Origin of the sequence: Intrasporangium chromatireducens Q5-1, from assembly GCF_000576575.1 — a bacterium.
GTDB lineage: Bacteria > Actinomycetota > Actinomycetes > Actinomycetales > Dermatophilaceae > Intrasporangium_A > Intrasporangium_A chromatireducens.
This window is the reverse complement of record NZ_AWQS01000043.1, coordinates 1-24,684: the sequence shown is the minus strand read 5'-3', so window position 1 is coordinate 24,684 and position 24,684 is coordinate 1. Positions and strand designations below refer to the sequence as shown.

At 70.7% G+C, this 24,684-nt stretch carries 20 protein-coding genes; 7 read left to right on the top strand and 13 right to left on the bottom strand.

What is annotated here, in order from left to right; all coding sequences use genetic code 11:
• Positions 1–261, top strand: a 261-nt coding sequence (locus tag N864_RS07705) for a response regulator transcription factor (RefSeq protein WP_034715313.1), incomplete at its 5' end; no start/stop codon positions are given.
• A gap of 3 nt (positions 262–264) precedes the next feature.
• Here N864_RS07705 and N864_RS07700 read toward each other — a convergent pair.
• From N864_RS07700 to N864_RS07660, 9 genes are all read right to left on the bottom strand, one after another.
• Entirely contained in the window at positions 265–942 is a 678-nt protein-coding gene (locus N864_RS07700) for a response regulator (protein WP_034715311.1), read from the bottom strand.
• 4 nt (positions 943–946) lie between these two features.
• Entirely contained in the window at positions 947–1,837 is an 891-nt protein-coding gene (locus tag N864_RS07695) for a universal stress protein (protein ID WP_051518320.1), read from the bottom strand.
• Between the two features lie 92 nt (positions 1,838–1,929).
• Positions 1,930–3,654: a GAF domain-containing sensor histidine kinase gene (locus N864_RS07690; protein WP_051518319.1), complete on the bottom strand. Its 1,725-nt coding sequence runs from the start codon at positions 3,652–3,654 to the stop codon at positions 1,930–1,932.
• Between the two features lie 119 nt (positions 3,655–3,773).
• Positions 3,774–4,817 carry an alcohol dehydrogenase catalytic domain-containing protein gene (locus tag N864_RS07685; protein WP_034715308.1) on the bottom strand — a complete coding sequence of 348 codons (1,044 nt, stop codon included), beginning with the start codon at positions 4,815–4,817 and terminating at the stop codon, positions 3,774–3,776.
• Between the two features lie 76 nt (positions 4,818–4,893).
• Positions 4,894–5,475 carry a TrkA C-terminal domain-containing protein gene (locus N864_RS07680; RefSeq protein WP_034715305.1) on the bottom strand — a complete coding sequence of 194 codons (582 nt, stop codon included), beginning with the start codon at positions 5,473–5,475 and terminating at the stop codon, positions 4,894–4,896.
• On the bottom strand, positions 5,472–6,776 hold the full coding sequence (locus N864_RS07675) for a potassium channel family protein (protein WP_051518318.1): 1,305 nt from the start codon (positions 6,774–6,776) through the stop codon (positions 5,472–5,474). The genes N864_RS07680 and N864_RS07675 overlap by 4 nt, the downstream gene beginning before the upstream one ends.
• 8 nt (positions 6,777–6,784) lie before the next feature.
• Positions 6,785–7,171 carry a DUF6394 family protein gene (locus N864_RS07670; RefSeq protein ID WP_034715303.1) on the bottom strand — a complete coding sequence of 129 codons (387 nt, stop codon included), beginning with the start codon at positions 7,169–7,171 and terminating at the stop codon, positions 6,785–6,787.
• A gap of 82 nt (positions 7,172–7,253) precedes the next feature.
• Positions 7,254–8,393: a hypothetical protein gene (locus N864_RS07665; RefSeq protein ID WP_034715300.1), complete on the bottom strand. Its 1,140-nt coding sequence runs from the start codon at positions 8,391–8,393 to the stop codon at positions 7,254–7,256.
• Between the two features lie 172 nt (positions 8,394–8,565).
• Complete coding sequence (locus N864_RS07660) at positions 8,566–13,674, bottom strand: GH92 family glycosyl hydrolase (protein WP_051518317.1); 5,109 nt, start codon at positions 13,672–13,674, stop codon at positions 8,566–8,568.
• Positions 13,675–13,830: 156 nt separating this feature from the next.
• Between N864_RS07660 and N864_RS07655 the strand changes: the two genes are divergently transcribed.
• Entirely contained in the window at positions 13,831–14,760 is a 930-nt protein-coding gene (locus N864_RS07655; protein WP_034715297.1) for an alpha/beta hydrolase, read from the top strand.
• A 315-nt stretch (positions 14,761–15,075) separates the two neighbouring features.
• On the opposite strand, the gene N864_RS07650 is transcribed toward N864_RS07655, so the two are convergent.
• From N864_RS07650 to N864_RS07640, 3 genes are read right to left on the bottom strand one after another with little or no spacing between them, the layout of a single operon-like run.
• Entirely contained in the window at positions 15,076–15,765 is a 690-nt protein-coding gene (locus N864_RS07650) for a Crp/Fnr family transcriptional regulator (RefSeq protein ID WP_034715294.1), read from the bottom strand.
• Positions 15,762–17,702 carry a heavy metal translocating P-type ATPase gene (locus tag N864_RS07645; RefSeq protein ID WP_240474249.1) on the bottom strand — a complete coding sequence of 647 codons (1,941 nt, stop codon included), beginning with the start codon at positions 17,700–17,702 and terminating at the stop codon, positions 15,762–15,764. The genes N864_RS07650 and N864_RS07645 overlap by 4 nt, the downstream gene beginning before the upstream one ends.
• Position 17,703: 1 nt before the next feature.
• Positions 17,704–17,925 (bottom strand): heavy-metal-associated domain-containing protein, encoded by a 222-nt coding sequence (locus N864_RS07640; RefSeq protein ID WP_034715293.1) that lies wholly within the window; start codon positions 17,923–17,925, stop codon positions 17,704–17,706.
• Between the two features lie 173 nt (positions 17,926–18,098).
• Here N864_RS07640 and N864_RS23580 point away from each other — a divergent pair, with 173 nt between their 5' ends.
• The 4 genes from N864_RS23580 (at position 18,099) to N864_RS07620 (ending at position 22,054) form a co-directional block, all read left to right on the top strand.
• Entirely contained in the window at positions 18,099–18,842 is a 744-nt protein-coding gene (locus tag N864_RS23580; protein WP_051518316.1) for a hemerythrin domain-containing protein, read from the top strand.
• 82 nt (positions 18,843–18,924) lie between these two features.
• Positions 18,925–20,238, top strand: a complete 1,314-nt coding sequence (locus N864_RS07630) for an ABC transporter substrate-binding protein (protein WP_034715291.1) — start codon at positions 18,925–18,927, stop codon at positions 20,236–20,238.
• A gap of 47 nt (positions 20,239–20,285) precedes the next feature.
• A complete protein-coding gene (locus tag N864_RS07625; protein ID WP_034715289.1) occupies positions 20,286–21,203 on the top strand; it encodes a carbohydrate ABC transporter permease in 918 nt (305 codons plus the stop codon).
• The gene (locus N864_RS07620) at positions 21,203–22,054 is read left to right on the top strand and encodes a carbohydrate ABC transporter permease (protein ID WP_034715287.1); all 852 of its coding nucleotides are present in this window, start codon (positions 21,203–21,205) and stop codon (positions 22,052–22,054) included. Before N864_RS07625 ends, N864_RS07620 begins: the two co-directional genes overlap by 1 nt.
• A gap of 87 nt (positions 22,055–22,141) precedes the next feature.
• Here the strand turns inward: N864_RS07620 and N864_RS07615 are convergent, their stop codons facing one another.
• Positions 22,142–23,260 (bottom strand): carbohydrate kinase family protein, encoded by a 1,119-nt coding sequence (locus N864_RS07615; RefSeq protein WP_051518321.1) that lies wholly within the window; start codon positions 23,258–23,260, stop codon positions 22,142–22,144.
• A 23-nt stretch (positions 23,261–23,283) separates the two neighbouring features.
• Between N864_RS07615 and N864_RS07610 the strand changes: the two genes are divergently transcribed.
• Positions 23,284–24,666 carry a 6-phospho-beta-glucosidase gene (locus N864_RS07610; protein WP_081793504.1) on the top strand — a complete coding sequence of 461 codons (1,383 nt, stop codon included), beginning with the start codon at positions 23,284–23,286 and terminating at the stop codon, positions 24,664–24,666.
• Positions 24,667–24,684 lie beyond the last annotated feature (18 nt).

Below are 24,684 nucleotides of genomic sequence, written 5' to 3'. Positions count from 1 at the left end.
GCCGACGAGGCCGACCGGGCCGCGCGCACCCGGCCCGGCGTCAGCGGCATACCGGCTGAGCCCGCCGTGCGGCTGACGCCCCGGGAGCACGACGTGCTCCGCCACGTCGCCGCCGGGCGGACGAACGCGGCCGTCGCGGAGGCCCTCGGCCTGCGGACGACCACGGTGAAGGCCTACCTCAAGACCGCGGCCCGCAAGCTCGGCGCGGCGAACCGGGTCGACGCCGTGCGGCTCGCGCGCGAGGCAGGTCTGCTGCCCTGACGCTCACCGCCAGCCGATCGCGTCCGTCCAGCGCTCGCGCTGCTCCGGTTCGTGGCCCTTCGTCGCGGCGAGGACCGCGGCCTGGGTGCGACTCTCGAGCCCGAGCTTGCCGAGGATCGACGTGACGTAGTTCTTCACGGTCTTCTCCGCGATGGACAGGCGCTCCCCGATCTGGCGGTTCGTCATGCCCTCCGCGATGAGGTCGAGGATCCGGCGCTCCTGCGGTGACAGGGACCGGAGCCGCGGGTCGCTGTCCTGCGGGCGCATCCAGCCGCTGCGGACCCGTGCGAGCCGCGACTCGTCGATGAGGTACTCGCCCTTCGCGATCCGGGTGATGGCGTCGACGAGGCCGGTGCCCTTGATGTCCTTGAGGACGAAGCCGTGCGCGCCGGCCATGACGGCCATGGCGAGGGCCGACTCGTCGTCGAAGGACGTCAGCACGAGCGCCTTGATCGTCGGGTCGACCGAGCGGACCTCCCGACAGGCGTCGATGCCCGAGCCGTCCGGCAGCCGGACGTCGAAGATCGCGACGTCCGGTCGCAGGGCCGGGATCCTCCGGGCGGCCTCGTGGGCCAGACCCGACTCCCCGACGACGGTGATGTCGCCGGTCGACTCGAGCAGCTCACGCAGGCCGCGTCGGACGATCTCGTGGTCATCGAGCAGATAGACCGTGATCGTCATGTCCTCACCGTCTCACGACGAGCACCGGGACGGTCGCGTGCTGGATGACATACCGGCTCACGGAGCCGAGCAGCAGGCGTTCGAAGCCGCCGAGGCCCCGGCTGCCGACGACGAGGAGGCCGGCCTTCTTCGACGTGTCGACGAGGGCCCGAGCCGGGTGCTCCTCGAAGACAAGGGTCTCGACGGCCAGGTCCTCGTGGAGCGACTTCGCCTCGGCCGCCGCCTTGGCCACCGACTCCCGGGCCGCCTTGCCGAAGAAGTCCGCGTCCTCGTCGACGATCGTCGTCCCGGCGAGGGCGCCGGACCAGCCGGTCACCGTCGAGAGGAACCACGTCTGGACGATCTCGAGGGGGGCGCCCCACCGGTGAGCCTCCTGCGCCGCCCGGTCGACGGCCTTGAGGGCGGCGTCCGAGCCGTCCACACCGACCATGACCGGGTGCCGCGGTCCGGGCAGCACGACGTTGCCGTCGGGCACGACGGCGACGTCGCACTTCGAGTGCGCGACGACTCCGTAGACGACCGAGCCGATGAAGATCTGGCCCAGCCTCGAGCGGCTCGGGTGACCGACGACGACGAGGTCGGCCGACTCGGACTCGTCGACGAGCGCGTTGGCGGCGTTGTCGGCATGGCCGATCACCGTCACGTCCGACTCGTCGAGGACCTTCAGGGCCCGCTTCTGGCCGTCGGCCGCGAGGTCACGGGCGAGCTGGTGCGGGTCGAACGGCGCCGCGGCCCCCATCCCGATCCCGTTGTAGGGCCACGGGATCGCTGCGACGACGCGCAAGCCGACCCCGCGCTGCCTGGCCTGCGTCGCGGCCCAGTCCACCGCCGACTCGGCCGCCGGTGACCCGTCGAAACCAACGACGATGCTGTGGGTGGTGGGAACCGTATCCATGACTCCTCCTTGGTCGCATCCGCCACTGCGATCCTCTCCGGAGGCGGTTGCGGCGGGCAGGGACGAAGGTCCCGCACGTGGGGTGGGACGCGTCAGCGAGCCGGCCGGGGCACCCGCCACACGAGGGTCGTGCCCTCCCGCGGCCCGGAGCGGATCTCGAGCGTGCCGCCCCACTGCTCGGCCCGGTCGGCGAGGTTCGCGAGGCCGCTGCGGGGAGCGTCCTCGGGGATGCCCACGCCGTCGTCCTGCACGGCGACGGTCACCTGCGAGGCCACCGTGACGCGCGCGCGCACCGAGGAGGGCTTGGCATGGCGGGCGGCGTTGGCGATCCCCTCGCGCAGCACCGCGACGACGTCCCGCCGCAGGTCGCCGTTGAGCGAGTCGAGCCGGCCCTCGACGGTCAGCTCCGGCGTGAACCCGAGGGCGTCGGCGTAGTCGACCGCCACGCCGTGCAGCTCCGCGACGGCGTCGCTCATGCTGCTCGACCCCGCCCCGGTCCGGTGCAGCTCGAAGATCGTGTGCCGGATGTCCTTGATGGCGGTGTCGAGGTCGTCGACGGCCTCGAGCACCCGCTCGCGCACCACGGGATGGACGGTGAGCGGGGAGGCCGACTGGAGGGAGAGGCCGGTCGCGAACAGCCGCTGGATGACATGGTCGTGCATGTCGCGGGCGATGCGGTCGCGGTCCTCGAGAAGGGCCATGCGGGCCCGGTTGCGCTGCCCCTGGGCGGCGGCCAGCGCCAGGCCGGTCTGTCGGGCGAAGTCGGCGAGCGGCCGCAACCGGGCGGCCTCGGCCCGTCCCAGCCCGTCGTCGCCGGGCGGCCACGCGACGAGCAGCAGGGCGAAGGGCACCTCGGCGATGACGGCCGGCACGACGGCCACCTCGACGTCCGGGCCCGTCCCGAGCACCGACAGCGCGGAGGCTCTGAGCCGGTCCGCCCCGCTGCCCTCGCGGAGCAGCCGCGCCCCGTCGCCGAGCGCCCAGGCCGACCGCCAGTCCTCCGGCTCGAGCGGTCCGGGGCCGGCGCCCGACGTGCTCGAGCCGAGCCAGACACCGCCGTCCTCCCACAGCACGACGGCGACGGCCGCCGCGCCGCTGAGGAGCTGGACGTCCTCGACGAGCATGGCGAGCGCCGGCCCGTCGTCGTCCGCCTGGAGCAGCTGTCGGCTGAACCGGACGACCGCCGACGACCACTCGGTCTGGCGCTCGACCTGGTCGTACAGGCGCGCGTTCTGGATCGCGATCCCGGCGGCGGCGGCCAGCGCCACGACCATCGACTCGTCGGCCTCGCTGAACTCGTCGGCCCCCTGCTTGTCGGCGAGGTAGAGGTTGCCGAAGACCTCGTCCCGGGTGCGGACGGGCACCCCGAGGAAGCTGCGCATCTCGGGGTGGTTCGGCGGGAAGCCCTGCGACGCGGCGTGCTGGTGGATGTCGCGGATCCGCAGCGGCTGCGGCTCCTGGATCAGCAGGCCCAGCACGCCCTTCCCGGTCGGCAGGTCACCGATGGCGGCCCGCACCTCCGGGCTCACCCCGTGGGTGACGAACTCGACGAGACGCTCGCCACCGGGGCCGAGCACCCCGAGCGCTCCGTAGCGCGCGTCGACGAGCCGGCACGCGGCCGCGACGATCCGCTCGAGGACGTCCGGCAGGTCCAGGTCCGAACTGATCGCCAGGACCGCGTCGAGCAGCGAGGTGAGCTGCGACTGTGACGTGCGGGCCGCAGAGACGGTCGCACCGAGCCGCTCGCGCAGCTCGTCCTGGCCGTCCGTCCTCCCACCCGAGATCAGGCGGGCCTGACTGCCCCGGAGGCCCTCCATACAGCGATGGTATGTCGCCCACCTCCCCGGCGGGGCCCTGTCGGCCCGGTGGGGCGCAGATCACCCCGCCCCCGCCGGACGAGGCGTCCGAGCGGGAGCGAGGTGAGCGGCATACGGACTCAGCTCTGCGTGAGCACGACCTTGAGCGCGGCCGTCTCGCCGGCGCGCCGGAAGACGTCGTAAGCCTTCTCGAAGTCGTCCATCGCGAAGCGGTGCGTCACGAAGCGTCCCGCGTCGAACTGGCCGGCCGCGACGAGCCGCAGCAGGGTCGGGGTCGAGTACGTGTCGACCAGGCCGGTCGTGATCGTGACGTTCTTGATCCAGAGGTCCTCGAGGTGCAGCGTGGCCGGGCCGCCATGGACGCCGACGTTCGCGACGTGCCCACCCGGCCGGACGAGGCGCGTGCAGAGCTCGAAGGTCTCCGGCACGCCGACCGCCTCGATGACGACGTCCGCCCCGAGGCCCTCGGTGAGACCACGGACCACCTCGACCGGGTCGTCCTTCGTGCTGTCGACCGTGACGTCGGCGCCGAACTGCTTGGCCGCATCGAGCCGCGGGGCCGCGATGTCGATGGCGATGACGTGGCTCGGGCTGAACAGGCCCGCGCCGAACATGGCGGACAGCCCGATCGGGCCGGAGCCGACGACGGCGACGGTGTCGCCCGGACGGACCTGTCCGTTCAGCACGCCGACCTCGTAGCCGGTCGGGCCGATGTCCGCGAGCATGAGGACCTGCTCGTCCGAGACGCCGTCAGGGATCGGGTAGGTCGACGAGTCGGCGAACGGCACCCGCACGAAATCGGCCTGCGTGCCATCGATCTTGTGTCCGAGGATCCAGCTGCCGCCACCGAGGCACTGGCTGTAGCTGCCGACGCGGCAGTACCGGCACGTGCCGCACGAGGTGATGCACGAGACGAGGACGCGGTCGCCGGCCTTGACCCGGCGCACCCCGCCTCCGACGGCGACGACGGTGCCGACCGCCTCGTGGCCCAGCACGCGGCCCGGTGTCACGGCGGGCACGTCGCCCTTGAGGATGTGCAGATCCGTCCCGCAGATCGTGACCGCCTCGACGCGGACGATCGCGTCGCTGTCGTCGACGAGCACGGGGTCGGGGATCGCGTCGTACGACGCCTGTCCCGGACCGTGGAAAACCATGGCACGCATGGGGAGCCTCCTTGACTCGGTGGGTCGCTTCGACCCTAGGGACGGCGGACTCGCCCGTGCTGGGACGAAGGTCCCGTCAGCGGGGTCGACGGGTGAGATGGCGCCACAGCCAGCCGGAGGGGACGAAGCGCCCCTCGACGACATACGCGGCGGTCGGCTCGTGCGCGAGGGTCGCGTCGAGGACCCGCCGCGTGCTGGTGGGGGCGGCGAGGAGGAGCCGGTCACCGGGGCGCAGGACCTCGTCGGGCCCGGGGCCGGGCAGGCTCTCGCCGTCGCGGACGAGGGCGAGGGCGACGGCGTGGAGAGAGGTGTCGCGGTCCACCGGGCTGCGCATCAGGGTGCCGAGGGTCAGAGTGCCGGCGTCGAGCCAGGCGGCGAGGGCGGGCGCCGACTCGGCATCGAGGTCGAGCAGCCACAGCTCCGGGGTGCCCGTGCCGCACTGGTCGACGAGGCGGGTCACCATCTCGGCGCACCAGGCCTCCCCCATCCGGGGCACGAACGGGAGGAACGCCATCAGGCCGGGGTTGGTGAGGCGGGCCATGACCTCGCGGCTGGTGATCTCGGCCGCCGTCATCCCGAAGTCCACCTCGAGCGCGTCGAAGAGGGGCACGTTGGAGGCCCGGTGCTCGAGGGCGACGGTGAACAGGTTGCGGTTCACGCCCGCGGCCGCGTCGAGCAGCCACAGGTTCGTCGTGTCGTCGTCCGCGGCCGCGACGAAGGCGACGGCCGACTCCAGGTCCGCCTCGTGCAGCTCCTCGACCTCCCCCGTCGAGGGGCCACTACCCGACGAGGGCCACCAACCGTCGAAGGGCCACTACCCGACGCCTCCGGCTCCTTCCGTTCCCGGGCTTGGGACCGTTCCAACCGGGCCAACGCCGACGCTCCGCCCATCACCCGCGTCACCGGGACGTGCTCGTCCTGCAGGTCTCGCACCATCTCGTCGGCGAACCGGCCCTGCCCGCAGACCACCCACCGCCCGTGTGGGAGCGGCTGGCGGCGGGCCGGCAGTTCGGTCCCCGGCGGGCTCGTCAGCCAGGACATCAGCTGGTAGGCAGCCGGCGACCGGGCGAGGATCCGCAGGTGGTTGCCGAACCGGTCGAGCGGGTTGACGACGAACCACGCGTCGAAGGACCGCATCCGCTCGGCCATCTCCCGGGAGGAGGTCAGCGCGATGACCGGCAGCCCCGGCCGGAGCAGAGCGGCCGTCATGGTGACGTCGAGGTTCGTCTGGTCGTCGTCGGTCATCGCCAGCACCCCCTCGCATCGTGGGTGCGCCAGGCCGGCCAGCACGAGGTTGCGCGTCTCGCGGGCATTGCCGTAGAGGGCCGGGGTGTCGGCCCGGTAGTCGTCGAGGTCGACCGACGAGGTGCGGCTCTCGTCCTCGTCGACAACGACGAACCGCCGACCGAGGTCGTCCAGGGCACGGGCGATGCGCCGCGTCGTGTTGCCGTAGCCGACGAGGATGTGGAACGGCTCCGGCAGGTGGGTCACCTTGCGGGACACGTGCCGGCGGGTGATCGCCCGCCGGAAGGAGCGGTCCTGGGTCAGGGCGAGGAGCGAGCCGATGCCGTAGGCCCAGCCGACGACGGACAGGTAGATCACGGCCGTGACCCAGAGCCGCTGGGCGACGCTGAACTCGAACGGCGTCTCCCCGAAGCCGATCGTGGTGGCGGTGTAGCTCACGACGTAGAACGCGTCGAACAGGCTCATCCGCACGACCGTCCCGTCGGGCTCGGTCTTGGGGATCAGGGTCAGCCCGACGACGCTGACGGAAAAGATGAGGATGATCGCGATGAGGGGGTAGCGCATCCGTCGCAGGAAGAGCAGCAGTGCGCTCGCGGGGTCGGCGGCCTCGTCCCGGCTCAGCGCGAGCGCCTCCGGGGTGATCCGACCCTTCGTCTCGTGACCCTCGTCCTCGTGCGTGAGCCGGAACCAGGCGAGCAGCAGCGGGTTGCCCACGGGTCCTCCTAGCGCCGCTGGAAGGAGACCGTCTCGATGACGAGCAGGACGACGGAGACGACGTTGGCGAAGAGGGCTCCGGCCGACATCGACACGACGCTCGCGGTCGCCTCGGGGGTCAGGCCGGCGGTCGAGACCTGCGTCGCATACGTCCAGAGGATCCCGGCGGCGATGAGCTGGAGGGAGGCGACGAGGCTCGTGGCCAGGTGGATCGCCCCGATCTGGGTCCGGTCGCCGAGCTTGAGGACCGTTGCGACGACGTTGACGACGACGGCGGCGAACAGCTCGTAGACGTTGTGCACGTCGGGGTCGTTGAGCGGCCCGATAAAGAAGCCGAAGTTGAGCGTCGCAGCGAGCAGGACGAAGAAGCCGAAGATCACCTTCTCCAGGTTCATGCGCGCTCCATCGCCGGGTGCAGTGATGCTACCCCTGTGACCGCTGGGACTAACTGCTGTCGCGCCGAGGGGCCGGGCGGGGTCAGACGGCGCGGATGCCCTGGTCGTGCAGGACAGAGCGGGCCCGGCCCCAGGCGCGTTCGTCGGAGAAGGCGTACCACTGGTCGGCGAGGCCGAGGTCGTGGACCGTGTCCTTGAACCGGCGGAAGGCGCCGCGACCGCGGATCGCGACGGACAGGATCGTCTCGTGCTCACCGGCGAGGGCGGTGAAGTCGGCCATGTCCTGCCACTCGCTGTCACTGTCATGGTCGATGTAGAGCCAGAGGTCGTCGTCCTCGGCCTGGTCCTCGCCCTCCTCGGCCGGGTCACCCCAGTAGCGGGAGCCGTGCCGGAGGAAGGCGTGGATGGCCTCTCCGGTGTCGAGGTGCAGGTAGCCGCCCGGCTCGTCGCCGGCGTTGCGCATGACGTCGACGAGTTCCTCGAAGTCGACGGCGAGCGTCCGGCCGCGGCGCTCCGTCCTGGTCAGGAGCGCCCCGATCTCCGAGGCGAGGATCTCGTCCCCGGTCCAGTTCCGCTGCTGCAGGCTCGTGCGGAGCCGCTCGAGCGGGCTGGTGAGGCGCTTGCGGAGCGGTTTGTTGGCCCGGTAGGCCCGCATCAGGACGGTCCCGACCTGCTGCAGCACCAGGGAGAGGTCCTTGTCCGCGATCTCCTCGAGGAGCGCGTCGACGCTCTTGGCCGCGGCAGCCCGGACGGCGAACCGGTCGGCGGGGGGCAGCTGCGTCGCGGGGAGCGGCACCTCACGGCTCACCCGGCCGTCCTGGTCTGGGACCGTGCCCCACCCGACGAGCGGCACCGGGATCGGTGAGAGCCCCACCGTGTCCTCGGGGTCGAGGAGCGCCTCGACGCGACAGTCGTGCGTCCAGCAGCGGTCCGAGTCGAAGACGTACGTGAAGCGTTCGCCCACCGACAGGGTCTCGGCGAGGACGAGGTCGGGTGACAGGTGCCGGTCCCGGCGCCGTTGGGTCGGTCGCCCGGACGTCTGCCGGGTGAAGGTCCGGTCCCGCATCGTGTCCCACCGCCCGAAGGCGATGTCGACGGCGAGGCCGAATTGATCGAGGGTGGCCGACGGGGGGACGACCATGAGCCGGCCGGGAGACGGCACGAGGGTCCGTCCGTCACCGGCGGTCAGGTCGACCTGAATCCGCAACCACGCTTCAACCACTCGCCCAACTCTGCCAGCATTTCCTGCGGGCCTGGCACGGGGCGCCCCTCCGTGACCGACCCGTAGCCGTATCAGCCCGAAGGAGCGCCCGTTTCGCTGCCGAGACGACCATCACGGCACGCGCCCCCGGGCCTGGGCAGGGCCGGGAGCGCGCGCCGTGAGTGTTGGTCCCCTATTCGACCGTCACGCGGATCGTGCTCAGGACGTCCGATCTCGTGTCCGAGGTGAGGACCCGAACGGTGTAGGTGCCCGGCGTCGTCCACGCGTGTCGCGCCCGGATCGTGGCGGTCCCGTCTCCTGTCAGCGTGGACACCGTCGCGTCGACCGTCTCGGTGCCGTCCCCGAACTGGACCCGAGCCACGTACGTGCTGTCCGGTGTCCCGCCCGAGGCCGTCCCCAGGCTGACCGTGGCCTCGCTGCCGGTCGTGACGGTCTGGTCGCTCGCCGGCTTCACGGCAAGGGGCGCGCCGTCGTCGGCGACCGCGAAGACATGGATGCGTCCCACTGCCCCGGGGTCACCGGTCTGGGTCGGCAGCGTGATCGACGTGACGGCTTCTCCGGAGGGGATCGTCAGCGGCTTCGTCGCGAAAAGCTTGGCGTGGCAGCCATCGGTGCCGGTCCCATTGAGCCGGTAGGCCATCTCGACCGCGACGACGTTGCCGTACTTCGCCGCACCGCACCAGTCGCCGTACTGAACGGGGTAGTCCACGGAGCTCCCGTCGGTGAAGTTGACCTTGGCCATGGTGTCCTGGTCCCGCTGCGTGGCGGTCCCGATGAGCGAGAGCCGCGTCGCCCCCGGTGCTAGCTGGACGGTCAACGTCTGGCCCACGCCGGTGGCATTGTCCTTCTCGCCGAGCGGGATGGCCGGCATGGAGAAGCGCAGATCGGTCCCGGGGACCGTCACGATCCGCCCGGGTGCGGCCCCGGCGTCGTTCAGGGCGTCACGCGACAGACCGGCCCGATCGCCATCGCAGGGCACCATCGTCCCAACCCTGCCGACGCAGACCGAGTCAAATCCGGCAGCATACGACGGGACGGAGGCCCGGTGGACGGTCGCTCCGCCGAGGACGCTCACCGAGCCCTGCCTGTCCGTCACAGTGATCCGCGGCTGGTACCAACCGGGCTCCTTCCAGGTGTGCGACCCGGTGACGGTGAACGAGCCGAGGTCGCCGGCACTGATCGTGCCCTCGGACGTCGACCCGTCACCCCACGAGATCGTCGCGCTGAAGGCATCGGGCGTCGTGCCCTTCCCACCCGAGAAGGTCGCGAGCGTCCCGCTCCACGACTCACCCTGCATCGTCTCGGCCGCGGGCGCGGCTGAGACCTTCAGCGACGTGTTCTCCGCCTTCGAACCGTCCGTGAGAAGCTCCATCTCGGCGAGATTGGGGGTTTCCCCGCCGACGGTCTTGGTCACCACGAGGCGGTATGACGTGTAGGTGCCGTTGTCGGCCAGCTCGAACGGGCGGGTCTGGTTGCGCCAGCGGAAGTTCTGCCCCGTGCGAGTGTCCAGAGTCCGCCACGTCTTGCCGCCGTCCTTCGACCCTTCGACCCGCCAGGCTGCGGGGTCGCCCGGCTTGGGACCCGAGGTGAGCGTGTACCAGGTGGCCCGCTGACCCACCCCGGAGAGGGTGTAGGTGACGGCGGGGGTCGGCGAGGTGAACTCGACCGACGTCCTGGAGGAGTTGTCGAAGAGGGGCGCAGCATCGTCAGCCCCAACTGCGGTGGCGGTGCCGTGGCCCGGTCCAGTGGCGTCCCGGAGCGGCTGCGGGGCCTCGGTGCCCTGAGTGAGGGCCGGCGGCGCGTCCTGCGCCCGTGACCCGTAGGGGGACGGCTTCGCGCCCATGGCGAAGTCAATCCGCGCCGCACCGCCCAGCAGCGACTGGTTGATCGAGACGCTCTTGTGCTTCTGGCCGTTCACCGTGAGGCCCTGGATGTAGAGGTTGTCCTCGCTGTTGCCGGGCGCCGAGATGACGAGGTCGCCGCCCGTGCGATGCACCGTCGCCTTGGTGAACTTCGGCGACCCGACCGCCCACTCGGCGGAGCCCACCTGCAGCGGGTAGACACCCAGCGCCGACAAGACGTACCACGCAGACATCTCGCCGTTGTCCTCGTCGCCCGGGTAGCCCTGGCCGATCTCGGAGCCGACGTAGAGCCGCCGCAGGATCTCGCGGACCTTCTCGGCCGTCTTCCACTGCTGGCCGGTCCAGTCGTACATGTAGGCGATGTGGTGCGAGACCTGGTTGCTCTGCCCGAGCTGCCCCATCCGGACGTCGCGGGCCTCGACCATCTCGTGGATCACGCCGCCGTACCCGCCTGGCTTCGTGGCGGTCTCCGGGGTCGCGAAGAACTCGTCGAGCTTCTTGGCGAGCGCGTCGCGACCGCCGTAGAGGTTGGCCAGGCCGGTCCCGTCGAAGGGCGCGTGGAAGGCGAAGTTCCACCCATTGGTCTCGGTGAAGTCGCCACCCCAGGCCTCCGGGTCGAAGGCCTTCGCGAAGCTGCCGTCAGCCGCCCGGCCCTGGAAGAACCCGGTCTTGGGGTTGAACACGTTGACGTAGTGCGTCGCGCGCTCCAGGAAGTACTTCGACTCCTCTGTCAGCTGCGCGCGCCGGTTCGCAGGGGTGGCTGGGTCCTTCGCCAGCGCGGCCGCCATGTTGCCGATGCCGAAGTCGTTGATGAAGCCCTCGAGACCCCACGACACGCTCTCTCCCGTCTGGGTGCTCGTGTAGCCGAGGAAGATCGAGGTATCGAGGCCCTTGCGGCCGACCGCGCTGGAGGTCGGCAGGACGGTGGCGTTCTTCAGAGCAGCGTCATAGGTGCCCAGGGGGTCAGGCAGTTCGACACCCTTGAGGTAGGCATCCGCGAAGGCGACGTCCGAGCTCGTGCCTGTCATCAGGTCGGCGTACCCCGGGGATGACCAGCGGGCGACCCAGCCGCCGTCGCGGTACTGCTGGACGAAGCCGTCCGCGATCTCAGCAGCAACCTCGGGATAGAGGAGCGAGTATGCCGGCCAGACGGTTCGATAGGTGTCCCAGAACCCGTTGTTGACGTAGATCTTGCCGTCCTTGATGGCGGCGTTCGTCGCAGTCGGCGTCGCGGATCCTGACTTTCCTGCAACAGGGCTCGCGTACTGGTAGCGCGGAGCGCTTGCGCTGCCGGTGTTCTCGAACTGGCTGTTGGGATAGAGGTTCAGCCGGTAGAGGTTCGAGTAGAGCGTGCCCCGTTCCGCGTCCCCGACGACGTCGGCGTTGGTCTGCACCTGCACGACGCCGAGGCGGTCGTTCCAAGCCGTCTTCGCAGCGGCTCGCACCTGGTCGAAGCTGCGTGAGGCGAGCTCGAGGGCGTGGTTGTGCCGGGCTTGGTCGAGCGAGATGAACGAGGTCGCCAGCTTGAGGACGACCTGCTTGTCGCTGCTCGTGTCGAAGGTCGCGTATCGCGTCCCGGCGTGACCGTTCGGGGCTGTGCCTGCGCCCGTCGCGGGGCGGTCGAACGTCCCGAAGACGAACATCCGGCTGCGCCCGGCCGACAGACCGCTCCCGTTGTCGACCCAGCCGGTGAGGGTTCCGGCTGAGGTGTCCAGCGTGAACGTCCCGCTGTCGTTGACGGTGTCGAGGACAAGGTGGCCGGCGGGGGCCGAGGCTGGGAAGGTGAACCGGAACATGCCGCCATGGTCGGCCGGTGTCATCTCGGCGGTGAGGCCGCCTGCGAGCGCCGCCTTGTAGTAGTCCGGCCGCGCGACCTCGGTGGCATGGTCGAACGCCAGGCCCCGTCCGGAGGCACTGCCCGTTGGTGTGCCGCTCGCGATCGACGGCATGACGGACAGCTGGTTGCGGTCTCCCATCCAGGGGCTCGGCTCGTGGGAGATCGCGAGGCCCTGCAGGACCGGGAGGTTCGCGGAGTTGTTCCGGGCCTGGTAGTAGTACTGCCACGACTGGGAGTTCGCGTCCGTTACCGGGGTGAAGAACGTGAACCCGTTCGGCATCGCACTGATCGGCAGGTTGTTGCCGCGGGAGAACGAGCTCGAAGCGTTGGTCCCACGTCGGGTGTCGACGAAGTTGGTCAGGTCCTTCGCGTCGATCGCAGTCGGTTGCGCGACCACCGAGAGATCATCGATCCAGCCGCCGAAACGGGTGTTCTGCTTGCCCGTCGGGTTGTCATAGCCGATGAGGATGCGGTCCACGGTCTTGCCGGCCGCGACGGCGCCGACCTGGAGGGTGACGGCGTTCCACTGGTTGGCGTAGAGGATCTTTCCCTTCCCCTGTCCGCCCGGGCTGCCGAGCACTCCGTGCGCGTCCTTGACTGGGAGGTCGGACAGGTAGGTCCCGTCCGTGAAGTGCAGGTCGATGGCGGCGTAGGTGGAGGGATAGCTGAGGTCACCGGAGATCATGTCGGGGAAGATCTTGTAGCTCAGCCGGGTGGTGTCGCTGACTGGCAGCTCGACGTCGAAGAGCCGGTTCCAGGCATAGCCGCGCCCGTCATCGGTGTGTCCGCCTGAGAAGCGCAGCGCCTTGACACCCGTCCACCCAACGCTCGGCTTGATGTTGTAGCCGGAGATCGGTCCGGACCCAACCTTCGTGACCATGGGCGTGACCGTGCCGCCGCCCGTCGACCCGTCGGAGATGTCCCAGTCGGCGAGCTGGACGAGCCCGCCGCTGTGCACCGCGGTCACGTTGAGGCGGTAATAGGTGTATGCCGCTGGGCTCGTGGCCTCGAACGTGCGCGTCGCGAAGCGGCTGGGGAAGTCGATGCCGGTCTGCCGGTCGAGGTCGGTCCACGTACTCCCGTCCGTGGAGCCCTGGAGGGTGAAGTCCCTGGGGTCGCGCTCGGGCGCATCGTTGGCGGAGGTGAGTGAGTAGCGCACGACCTTCGCCGGTGCCGACAGCTGGTAGCGGACCCAGCCAGTCGGCTGGAACGCGAGCCACTTCGTGTCCGGGTTCGCGTCGGCGAGGTTGGCGGCCACCTCGTTCGGCGCGTTCTCCGCGCTCGCCGTCACGTCGACAACGGCGCCGAGGAGGCTGCCGTTCGCTGAAGCAGTCCCTGACACGTTGCGTTGGCGCGGCCCGTCGGGGCTGGTCTCGACGGTCGATACGGCGGGTTGCGGCTGATCCGCCTCGAACGAGGTCGAGAAGTCACCGGCTCCCATCGCCGTGGGGGCGGCCGGCGTGGCGGAGGCGGCGGTGCCTGCGGCTGCTGCCATCGTGAGTGGCGCGCCGACGACGGCGAGACTCGTGATCATGACGATGGCGGCCCATCTGCCGGACCGCCCACTGCTTCTGACACCCATCGGTCTGTCCTCCGTCTTGTGCATGGAGCCGTGGCCGTGCCGGCCGACGATGTCCGTCGAGCCTCAGGGGGACCGACGAGTAGGTCAACAGGACGGACGGGTCCTGTCCTTCCTGTCGTCCGGTCCGGACATCGCGTGGGGCGCTACTGTCCAGTCATGCAGAGCGCCACCTTCACCATCGCGGCCCCCGACGGCACGAGCCTGCACATCAACCGCTGGCTGCCCGACGGCCCGGCCAAGGCGGTGGTCCAGATCGCGCACGGCATGGCGGAGCACTCCGAGCGGTACGCCCGCTTCGCCGAGCAGCTCACCTCGGCCGGCTACGCGGTCTATGCCCAGGACCACCGGGGCCACGGCCTGACGGCCAGCGCCCCCGAGGACGAGGGATACTTCACCGACGCCGGCGGATTCGCCACCGTGGTCGACGACCTGCACCTGGTGACCGAGCGCGCCAAGGCCGAGCAGCCCGGGCTCCCGTTCTTCCTCCTCGGTCACAGCATGGGCTCGTTCCTCGCCCGCTCGTATGCCGCTCGGTTCGGCGACGAACTCGACGGGCTGATCCTGTCGGGCACCGGCGGCGACCCGGGCCTGCTCGGCAAGGTCGGCCAGCTCGTGGCCACGGTGGAGGGACGCCTGCGCGGACGCCGTCACAAGAGCACTCTGCTCAACACCCTGACCTTCGGGCAGTACAACAAGCCCTTCCAGCCCAACCGGACCGACTTCGACTGGCTCTCCCGGGACGACGCCGAGGTCGACAAGTACATCGCCGACAGCCGCTGCGGCAACGTCTTCACGAGCGGGTTCTTCGCCGACCTGCTCGGGGGCATCGCCGAGGTCAGCTCGGACGACACGGTCTCCCGCGTCCCGAAGGACCTGCCGATCCACCTGGTGTCCGGCGCGATGGACCCGGTCGGCGATCGCACCAAGGGAGTGCAGCAGGTCGCCGGGCAGTACCGGCGCCTCGGCGTCGCCGACGTCACGACGAAGTTCTGGCCAGAGGCACGTCACGAGGTGCTCAACGAGACGAACCGCGACGAGGTCTCCGCAGAGCTGATCGGGTGGCTGGACGCCCACGTGCCCGCCTGACCCGCGCGCCCCGTGCCCCTGGCGAGCAGCCGGCCCTCCTGGCGTGCCTGCCTCAGCGCCCCACTCCGAGACGCTTCGAGAAGAAAGTTCGAAACTTCCTGTAACGATGCCATCCCCACCCCGATGTAGGTGTCGAACGAGGCGCCTCTCGGACCCCCGAGCGAGAGGCGCCTTGTTCATGCCTCCCAGTCCCGGTTCGGGGCTCGCGCCGGCCCGGACCCTGCCGCGCCGGCCCCGAGCCGGGGTGACGGATTGTCCTTTCGACAGGACGGATCGTGCTCTCGATCGTGCGGATCGTGCTGTCGATTGGGATGCTCAGGGAGCGGGCCGGGTGCGCTCCTCGAGCCGGACCGGGTCGAGGATGACCACCTCGCGGCCCTGCACCTCGACGAGCCCGGCCTCGGCGAACGCCGCCAGCTTGCGGCTCAGCGTCTCGGGCGTCGTGCCGAGCAGCGAGGCGATGTCCTTCTTCGCCAGCGGCAGCCGTGCCACGACCCGGCCGTCCCGACGCTGCGTGGGCAGGTCGATGAGGTATCCGGCCAGCCGGCCCTCGACGTCGGAGGCGGTCAGGTCGGCAATGGTGCGCTCCGCCTCGTCGAGCCGGCCGGTCACCGTGCGCAGCATGCGCAGGGCGATGTCCGGATAGTGCTGCACCAGCGCCCCGAGCTCGCGGTGGTCGAAGCTGCACAGCTCGACGTCCCCGAGCGCGACGACGAGGTCGTCCGGCCGCTCGCCGGTGACGAACGCCGTCTCCCCCATGAAGTCGCCCGGCTCGAGCACCCGCAGCAGCCGCTCCTGGCCGCCGGCGCTCAGGTGCGACACCTTGACCCGGCCCCGGTGCACGACGAGCAGGTGTGACACGTCGTCCCCCGGGCGGTGGATCGTCTCGCCGGTCGAGCGCCGGAGGGGACGGGCGTACGTCGCGACCTCGTCCTGCTCCTCCGGGCTGAGCCCGGCGAACAGCGGCACGATCGCGACGCACGACGTCCCCGGCGGGTGGCTCACAGGGCGGGCTCCTTCTGCCTGGTCGGCTCGCGGCCGGCCGCGGTCGTGCCACCGGCCTCCCCCGCCCGCCGCGGTCCGCGCAGCCGGACGAGGCGCAGGGCGTTGAGGATGACGAGCAGCACGCTGATCTCGTGGACCAGCATGCCACCGGCGAGCTGCACGACCTGCAGCAGCACGCCCGCGACGAGCAACCCGACCGTGAGCAGGGCGAGGGCGGTGTTCTGCTTCATCACCCGCACCGTCGCCCGCGCCACCCGACGGGCGTGCGCGAACTGGTCGAGCCGGTCGGTGAGCAGGACGACGTCAGCTGTCTCCATCGACACGTCGGTGCCCGCCCCGCCCATCGCGATGCCGACGTCGGCCGTCGCGAGCGCGGGTGCGTCGTTGACCCCGTCGCCGATCATCGCGACGCGGCGCCCTTGCGCCCGTAGCTCCTCGACGAACGCCGCCTTGTCCTGCGGCAGCAGGCCCGCCCGCACCTCGTCGAGGCCGAGCCGCTCGCCGACGAGTCGCGCGGTGTGCGCGTTGTCCCCGGTCAGCATCACCACCTGCCGTATGCCGCTGTCCCTGACCTTTGCGAGGGCGTCCGCGGCCTCCACCCGGACCTCGTCGGCCACGGCGACCAGTCCGGCGAGGTGACCGTCGACGGCGACGTGGACGACGGTCGCTCCCCGCTGCTCGTGGGCGGTGGCGCTGAGGACGGCCCGGTCGTCGACGGCGATGCCCCGCTCGGTGAGGAGTGTCCGGCGGCCCGCGAGGACGGGCCGGCCATCCACCCGGCCGGCGATCCCCAGCCCCGTGACGACCTCGACGTCCGTCAGGTCGGAGCTGAGCGGCATACCGCGTTGCTCGGCGTGCGCGACGATGGCGCGGGCGACGTGGTGCTCTGAGGTCGACTCGAGGGCCGCGAGGAGGGTGAGGAGCGCGTCCTCGGCGAGGCCACCGAGGGCCTGGACCGCCGTGACGACGGGGCGGCCGACGGTGAGCGTCCCGGTCTTGTCGAGCACGAGCCTGTCCGCGGCGGCGAGGTCCTCGAGCGACTCCCCGCCCTTGACGAGCACGCCGTGCCGGGCGATGTTGCCGAGGCCTGCGACGGCGGCGACCGGCACGGAGATGACGAGGGCGCCGGGGCAGGCAATGACGAGGAAGGTCAGCGCGAACTCGAGGTCCCGCGTCCACGCCAGGACGACGACGGCGAGCACGACGATCGCCGGCGTGTAGACCTGCGCGAAGCGCTCGAGGAAGCGCTGGCGCCGGGTCCGCGACTCCTGCGCCTCCTCGACCAGCTCGATGATCCGCGCGAAGGTCGTCTCGTCGCCGACCCGGTCCGCGACCACCTCGAGGTAGCCGGACTCGGCGAAGGTCCCCGCAAAGACGCGGTCCCCGACCCGCTTCGTGACGGGGACCGGCTCGCCGGTGATCGAGGCCTCGGTGACGGCGGCGGTGCCGGTGAGGACCGCACCGTCGACGGCGATGCGCTCCCCGTTGGTGATGAGGACCGTCTCACCCTCGAGCACCTCGTCGGCGTCCACGGTCACCCGCCGGCCGTCACGCAGGACGGTCGCCCGGGTCGGCGCGAGGTCGACGAGCTCTCGCAGCGAGGCACGGGTCCGGTCCAGGCTGCGGGCCTCGAGCCACGCCCCGAACAGGAAGAGGAAGGAGACGACGGCCGACTCGACGTACTCGCCGATGACGAGGGCACCGACGACGGCGATCGTGACGAGCAGGTCGATGCTGAACGCCTTGGCCCGCAGGGCCTGCACGGCCCGCAGCGCGATCGGATAGCCGGCGAGCAGGCTGGAGGCAAGTAGGGCGGCGTCGCGCCACGCCGTACCGACCGGTGGGGTGAGCTGGGACAGGGCCAGCGCGACGAGGAGGAGCCCGCCTGTGGTGAAGGCGATCCGGCTCCTTACCCGCTGGGTCAGGGTCAGAGCCACGTCAGGCCACCTTTGTCGCGAGAACCGGGTAGCCGAGCCCGGTCACCACCTCGGCCAACTCAGCCGCGGAGACGCTGTTCGGGTCGAACGTCACGCGGACCTTGTTGGAGTTGAAGAGGACCTTCGCCTCGGCGACACCGGCGGTGCGCTCCAGGGCGCCCTCGATCTTCTTGACGCAGCTGGGGCAGGTGAACGGTTCGGTCGTGAGCCGGGCAGTACGCATGTGATGCTCCTTGGGGTTCGCCCCGGTCGCTCCGGGGTCACCCTCAGTTCATGTCTCCCGGTCGTCTCACGCCTTGACCCACGTCAAGCGGCGACCGCCCGACACTTGACGTGGATCAAGTCGCGCCTGCTCGGACACGGGTTCCATCGAGGGAAGCGAGAGAGGTGCACGACATGGCGACGACGGTCCAGGCCCGGATCTGGCCAGATCAGGTGAGGCTCCCCGGACAGCTCGGTGCACCGGCGGGGCCACTCGACCTCAGGGTTCCCTATGCCGTCCACCACGCGGCGCGCGCCGACCTCGAGCGGTTCGGCGGCGCAGTCCGTCGGACGCCCGCCGCCGAGGTCGCGGTGTGGCGCGCGCTCGCGGAGCGGTGGCGCGTGCTCGTGATGGCCGTGCGCCACGAGGTCGCCGCCGAGGCCGCAGCGCTCTGGCCCCTCGTGCGCGAGCGTGGAGCGGCCGTCGACCGGGTCGCCGTCCATGAGCTGCGTCATGAGCAGGAGGCGGCCCACAAGGACCTCGAGCGGTGCCGGTTCGCCCTCGACGCTCTGGCCCAGCGCGGCGCCGACCCGGTCGACCACCGCGGCGCCGACCCGGCCCAGACACAGGTGGTCACGCTGCAGGAGCGGGCTGCCGAGCGGGTCCGACGGTGCTTGAGCCTGAAGGAGCGCGTCCTCTTCGTGGCCGTGCAACGGGTCCTCGAACCGGCCGAGTGGCGCGCCGCCGAACGGGCCCACTTCCGGGTCGGCGTGGCGCCAGAGGCCGTCGATCACGTCCTCTGGCTCACCGACGGGCTGCCCGGACCTCTGCGCCGAGACGTCTTCCGACGGCTCGGCCACATGGAGCAGCTCATGTGGACACTGGGCCGGGCGCCGTACCGGCGTCGGGATGCCGTCGCCTTCCGCTACCTGGAGTGACCGTCGGCCTGTCCTGATGCACCCGATGCCGGTGGGGAGTAGAAACAGGGGGTACTGACCACCTCGTGACGGAGACACTGGCATGACGGATAGCAAGCGCCCCGGCGGACTCGACCTGGACCGCCGCTCGGTTCTCACCCTCGGCGGGCTCGCTGCCATGACCGGCGTCCTCGCCGCGTGCGGCGGCAACACTGGCCGGGAGCCCTCGACGGGGGCGTCCGGGGCCAGCGCCGGCGGTGGCTCGAAGCCGACCCTCCAGCAGTGGTACCACCAGTACGGCGAGGCGGGCACCCAGCAGGCGGTGGAGCGCTATGCCGCCGCCTACCCGAACGCCACGGTGAAGGTCACCTGGAAGCCCGGCGACTACGACCAGTCGACCGCCGCGTCGCTGCTGACCGACGCCGGCCCGGACGTCTTCGAGTACGGCAACGGGCCCACCATCGACATGATCAAGGGCGGCCAGGTCGTCGAGATGACCGACCTGTTCGGTGACGCCAAGAGCGACTTCAACGACTCGATCCTGCAGCGGATGACCTACCAGGACAAGATCTGGGCGATCCCGCAGGTGATCGACATGCAGCTGCTCGTCTATCGCAAGTCGATGCTCGACAAGGCCGGTGTGCAGCCGCCGCAGACGATCGACGAGCTCATCGACGCGGCCAAGAAGCTCACCAACGGCAACGTCAAGGGGCTCTTCCTCGGCAATGCCGGCGGCGCCGACCTCATGGGCGGCCCGATGCTGTGGTCGGCCGGCCTCGACTACCTCACCCCGGACAACAAGTTCGGCTTCGACGACCCCCGCGCCGCGACGGCGCTCGGCAAGCTGCGCGAGATGTGGGACGCCAAGGTGTTGCTCCTCGGCGCACCGAAGGACTGGTTCGACCCGTCGGCGCTCGTGAACGGCCTGACCGCAATGCAGTTCACCGGCCTGTGGACCTTCCCCGACATCAAGAAGGGCCTCGGCGACGACTTCGGCGTCATGGCCTGGCCCAAGCTCGACGCCCAGGGCAAGGACTCCGTCCCGGTCGGCGCCTACGGCTCGTGCGTCAGCGCGAAGAGCAACAACGTCGACGCCGCCAAGGCGTTCGCCAAGTGGCTGTGGATCGACCAGACGAAGGACCAGCTCGACTTCGCGACGTCCTACGGCTTCCACATCCCGTCGCGCAAGAGCCTCATCCCGCAGGCCGACACGCTCAAGTCCGGGCAGGCCGCCGACGCCGCCCGGCTCGCGACCGAGGTCGGGCACGCGCAGAGCCCGCTCCTGTGGACCCCGAAGTGCAGCACCGCCTTCGGCGACGCGATGAACCGGATCGTCAAGGAGGGCGCCGACCCGAAGGCCCAGATCGCCCAGGTCAAGTCCGTGGCCGACGCGGAACTCAAGCGAGTGCTCAGCTGAGCCTGGGAGCGGAAGCCGGCTCAGCGTCATACCGAAAACGACGCGGTATGACGCTGAGCGCGCGGCTTCGTGGTCGGCAGGACCGCAACCTCTGGTTCTGGGTCTTCGTCGGGCCGTTCGTCATCGGGCTCGTCGTGTTCGTCTACGTGCCGATCATCTGGTCGATCTACCTGTCGTTCTTCAACAGCTACAACACCGTCACGCCAACGGAGTTCGTCGGGTTCGGCAACTACCTCGACATGCTGCGCGACCCCGCGTTCGTCGACAGCCTGTGGACGTTCGCGGTGTTCGCGGTGTTCATCGTGCCGGTCACCTTCGTCGCGTCGCTCGCGATCGCGCTGCTCGTCGCCCGGACCCGGGTCATGCAGGCGTTCTTCCGGTCCGTATTCTTCCTGCCGACCGCGTGCTCCTACGTCGTCGCGTCGCTGATCTGGAAGATGTCGATCTTCTCGGGCGTGCGCTCGGGGCTGGCGAACTACGTGCTCGGCTGGTTCGGCCTCGACTCCATCCCGTGGCTGTCGCTGGCCCAGCCGCCGTGGTACTGGCTCGTCATCGTGACGGCCCGGCTCTGGCTGCAGCTCGGGTTCTACATGATCCTGTTCCTCGCCGGCATCCAGCGGATCAACCCGAACCTCTACGAGGCGGCCGCGATCGACGGGGCGGAGGGGTGGAAGGTGCTGCGCCACATCACCCTGCCGCAGCTGCGCGCGACGTCGACGGCGGTGCTGCTGCTCTTGCTCATCAACGCTTTTCAGGCGTTCGACGAGTTCTACAACATTCTGTCGACGTTCGGGACCTATCCCCCGTATGCGCGGCCGCCGCTCGTCTACCTCTACTACACGGCGCTCGGGTCGGGCCAGGACTTCGGCCACGGCTCGGCCGGTGCGGTCATCCTGACCCTCATCATCCTCATCGTGGCGCTCGGCCAGGGCCGGATCCTCCGGCTCGGCGGGAGAGACGACTGATGGCCATCGTCCGGAGCCGTCGGACCAGCGGGGTCGTCGCGCTGGGCCGCTACTCGGCGCTCGCCGTCGGGGCGATCCTCTTCCTCATCCCGTTCTATCTGCTCCTGCGCAGCGCGTTCATGCGCGAGCAGGACCTCGGCTCGCCCGACTTCCACTGGCTGCCGCCGGTGTGGGAGACCGACAACCTCACCGGGCTGTTCAGCAACCCGGCCATCCCGATGGCGCGCAGCATGCTCAACTCGGCGATCATCGCGGTGGTGCAGACGGTCGGTGTCCTGTTCATCTCGGGGCTGGCCGGCTACGGGCTGGCGCGCATCCCCTACCGCTGGTCCAACGCCGTGTTCTACGGGATCACCGCGACGCTGCTCATTCCGGCGGCCGTCACGTTCGTGCCGAGCTTCGTGCTCGTGTCCACCCTCGGCTGGATCTCGACCCTGCGCGGCCTCATCATCCCCGGGCTGTTCCAGGCGCTCGCGACGTTCCTGTTCCGGCAGTTCTTCCTCGGGTTCCCCAAGGAGATCGAGGAGGCGGCCTTCATGGACGGTCTCGGCTGGTGGGGGACGTTCTGGCGGATCGTGGTGCCGAACTCGCGGGGCTTCGCGGCGGCGATCGGCACGATCACCTTCATCGGGTCGTGGAACGCCTTCCTCTGGCCACTGGTCATCGGCCGCGACCAGTCGAGCTGGACGGTGCAGATCGCGCTCTCGACGTTCCTCACCGCACAGTCGGTGCAGGTGAGCCAGCTCTTCATGGCGGCCCTGGTCGCGATCTTCCCGCTCCTGCTCATGTTCCTGTTCCTGCAGCGGTGGATCGTGGAGGGGGTGGAGCGCACCGGCATTGCGGGCGACTGAGCCAAGGTCCGAGGACCCGACCGAGCGCCAGCGAGGGAGGCCCGGAGGACCGGTTCGGCTCAGTCGCCGGGAGGCACGACTGAGCGGTCAGGACGGCAGGTCGCCGCGCTTGGCGATCGTCGCCGTTGCTCGCCGGCACGCCGTGACCGGCACGTGTGGGGCGATCTCCTCGAGGAAGGCGTACCGGCGGCGCAGGGACCGGTGGTAGCTGTCGGAGGACCGGTCGGCGAGCAGGGCGTGCCACCAGTCGAGGACGTCGCCCCAGCCCGGTGCGGCGAGCGAGCCACCGAACTGCTGTAGGGCCAGGGCCGAGCAGAGCGCCGCGAAGGCCATCCGGTCCTCGAGCGGCCACTCGGCCAGGGTGCCGACCACCATCGCGGCGGCGAAGACGTCCCCGGAACCGGTCGGGTCGAGCCCCTCGACCCGCAGGGCCGGCACGCTCGCCTCCTCGCCGGTGGACGAGTCGATCCCGATGGCGCCCTGGGCGCCGTTGGTGACGATGGCGAGCGGCACCCGGTCGGCGATCCGGTAGAGGGCGTCGTGCACCGTCGTCGTCCCGGTGTAGGCCATCGCCTCCGTCGCGTTCGGCATGAAGGCGTGACAGTGCCCGAGCTTGTCGAGCACGGTCCGCGACCACTCTTCCTTCGGGTCCCAGCCGACGTCCGCGAAGCACAGGGCGCCCTGCGCGCGAGCCTTCGCGACCCAGCCGGAGCCGTCCTCCGTCAGGCAGCCCTCGTCGGCGAGGTCGACGAACACCGCTCTGCACCGGGGCGGTTCGCCGATCAGCTCGGCGGCCGGCACCGGGGAGGCGTGGCCGTGCGAGACCATGCTCCGGTCCCCGGCGAACGACATCGACACCGTCACCGGCGAGTGCCACTCGGGGAAGCGGCGGGAGTGGCCAAGGTCGATGCCCTCCTGCTGCTCGAGGGTGCGCCAACAGAAGTCGCCGTAGTCGTCGTCGCTGAACGCCGCCGCGAGCGACGTGCGCAGCCCCAGCCGTCGGGCGGCCACCGCGAGGTTGGCGATGCCACCCGGGCAGGACGCCATCCCCTCGGCCCACACCTCGGTCCCGGGCATCGGCGCCGGCATCCCGGCGAAGATGATGTCGAGGAACACCGTCCCGTGGACGAACACGTCGAACTCGGGCGCGCCGGGGGTCCGGAGCGCCGCCAGCGGGTCGAACGGGTGGTGCGGCATCGCCACCATCATCCCTTGGTAGCGTCGCGGACGTGGCAGGTACACGCCTGACGATTCTCGGTGGGGGCGGTTTCCGCGTCCCGCTCGTGTATGGCGCTGTGCTTGCCGACCGCTCGGACCGGCGCGTCACGCACGTGGTGCTGCACGACACGGATGAGACCCGGCTCCGCGCGATCGGTCACGTCCTCTCGGCCCAGGCCCAGCGGCATACGGCGACCGACCCGGGTCACCCCGCACCCGAGGTCACCCTGACGACCGACCTGGACGCGGCGCTCGACGGGGCCGACTTCGTCTTCTCGGCCATCCGCGTGGGCGGGCTCGAGGGTCGGACGGCCGACGAGCGGGTCGCGCTCGACCTCGGCCTGCTCGGCCAGGAGACGACCGGTGCCGGCGGCGTCGCGTACGGGCTGCGGACGATCCCCGTCGCGGTCGACATCGCCGAACGGGTCCGGCGCCTCGCCCCGGAGGCATGGGTCATCAACTTCACGAACCCCGCCGGCATGGTCACCCAAGCCATGCAGCGCGTCCTCGGCGAGCGGGTGGTCGGCATCTGCGACTCGGCGCTCGGGGTGGCGAAGCGGGCCGCCGCCGCGCTGGGCCACGACCTCGCCGGCGCCGACATCGACTACGCCGGCCTGAACCACCTCGGCTGGCTGCAGGGGCTGCACGTCGGTGGTCGTGACGCGCTGCCCGACCTGCTCGCCGACCCGGCCCGACTCGGCGCGATCGAGGAGGGGCACCTGTTCGGCACCGAGTGGTTGCAGACGCTCGGGCTGCTGCCCAACGAGTACCTCTACTACTACTACTTCACCCGGGACGCGATCGCCGCGATCCGTGACGGTGCGCAGACGCGGGGTGAGTTCCTCGTCGACCAGCAGGCGAACTTCTATGCGGCAGTGGCTGGTTCGCCGGCCGACGCGTGGTCCACCTGGGACCGGGTCCAGCGCGAGCGCAACGCGACGTACATGCAGGAGAACCGTGCCGAGGACGAGGCCCGGTCCGAGGAGGACATCGAGAGCGGCGGCTACGAGGGCGTCGCGCTGGCCCTCATGGCGGCCATCGCCCGCGACGAGCCGGCGACGCTCATCCTCAACGTCGCCAACGCCGGGACGCTGCCCGGCCTGCCGGTCGACGCCGTCGTCGAGGTGCCGTGCCGCGTCACGGCCGCCGGCCCACGGCCGCTGCCCGTCACCGCCCTGCGGGGCGCCGAGCTGGGCCTGGTGCTGCAGGTCAAGGCCGTCGAGGAGCTGACGATCCGGGCGGCCCTCGACGGTGACCCGGGCAGGGCCGTCGAGGCGCTCGCGCTGCACCCGCTCGTCGACTCCGTCACGGTGGCCAGGCAGCTGCTGGCTGGCTACCGCGCCCGCATCCCCTCGCTCGACCGGGTCTTCACCCGTCCCCGCCCCGTCGAGTGAGCGCAAACTCCGGAGTTT

What these genes read in the sequence shown, in the direction of transcription:
- N864_RS07700 (WP_034715311.1), bottom strand. Translation starts at nt 942, where the DNA reads ATGACGATCACGGTCTATCTGCTCGATGACCACGAGATCGTCCGACGC.
- N864_RS07695 (WP_051518320.1), bottom strand. Translation starts at nt 1,837, where the DNA reads ATGGATACGGTTCCCACCACCCACAGCATCGTCGTTGGTTTCGACGGG.
- N864_RS07690 (WP_051518319.1), bottom strand. Translation starts at nt 3,654, where the DNA reads ATGGAGGGCCTCCGGGGCAGTCAGGCCCGCCTGATCTCGGGTGGGAGG.
- N864_RS07685 (WP_034715308.1), bottom strand. Translation starts at nt 4,817, where the DNA reads ATGCGTGCCATGGTTTTCCACGGTCCGGGACAGGCGTCGTACGACGCG.
- N864_RS07670 (WP_034715303.1), bottom strand. Translation starts at nt 7,171, where the DNA reads ATGAACCTGGAGAAGGTGATCTTCGGCTTCTTCGTCCTGCTCGCTGCG.
- N864_RS07660 (WP_051518317.1), bottom strand. Translation starts at nt 13,674, where the DNA reads ATGGGTGTCAGAAGCAGTGGGCGGTCCGGCAGATGGGCCGCCATCGTC.
- N864_RS07655 (WP_034715297.1), top strand. Translation starts at nt 13,831, where the DNA reads ATGCAGAGCGCCACCTTCACCATCGCGGCCCCCGACGGCACGAGCCTG.
- N864_RS07640 (WP_034715293.1), bottom strand. Translation starts at nt 17,925, where the DNA reads ATGCGTACTGCCCGGCTCACGACCGAACCGTTCACCTGCCCCAGCTGC.
- N864_RS23580 (WP_051518316.1), top strand. Translation starts at nt 18,099, where the DNA reads ATGGCGACGACGGTCCAGGCCCGGATCTGGCCAGATCAGGTGAGGCTC.
- N864_RS07630 (WP_034715291.1), top strand. Translation starts at nt 18,925, where the DNA reads ATGACGGATAGCAAGCGCCCCGGCGGACTCGACCTGGACCGCCGCTCG.
- N864_RS07625 (WP_034715289.1), top strand. Translation starts at nt 20,286, where the DNA reads ATGACGCTGAGCGCGCGGCTTCGTGGTCGGCAGGACCGCAACCTCTGG.
- N864_RS07620 (WP_034715287.1), top strand. Translation starts at nt 21,203, where the DNA reads ATGGCCATCGTCCGGAGCCGTCGGACCAGCGGGGTCGTCGCGCTGGGC.
- N864_RS07615 (WP_051518321.1), bottom strand. Translation starts at nt 23,260, where the DNA reads ATGGTGGCGATGCCGCACCACCCGTTCGACCCGCTGGCGGCGCTCCGG.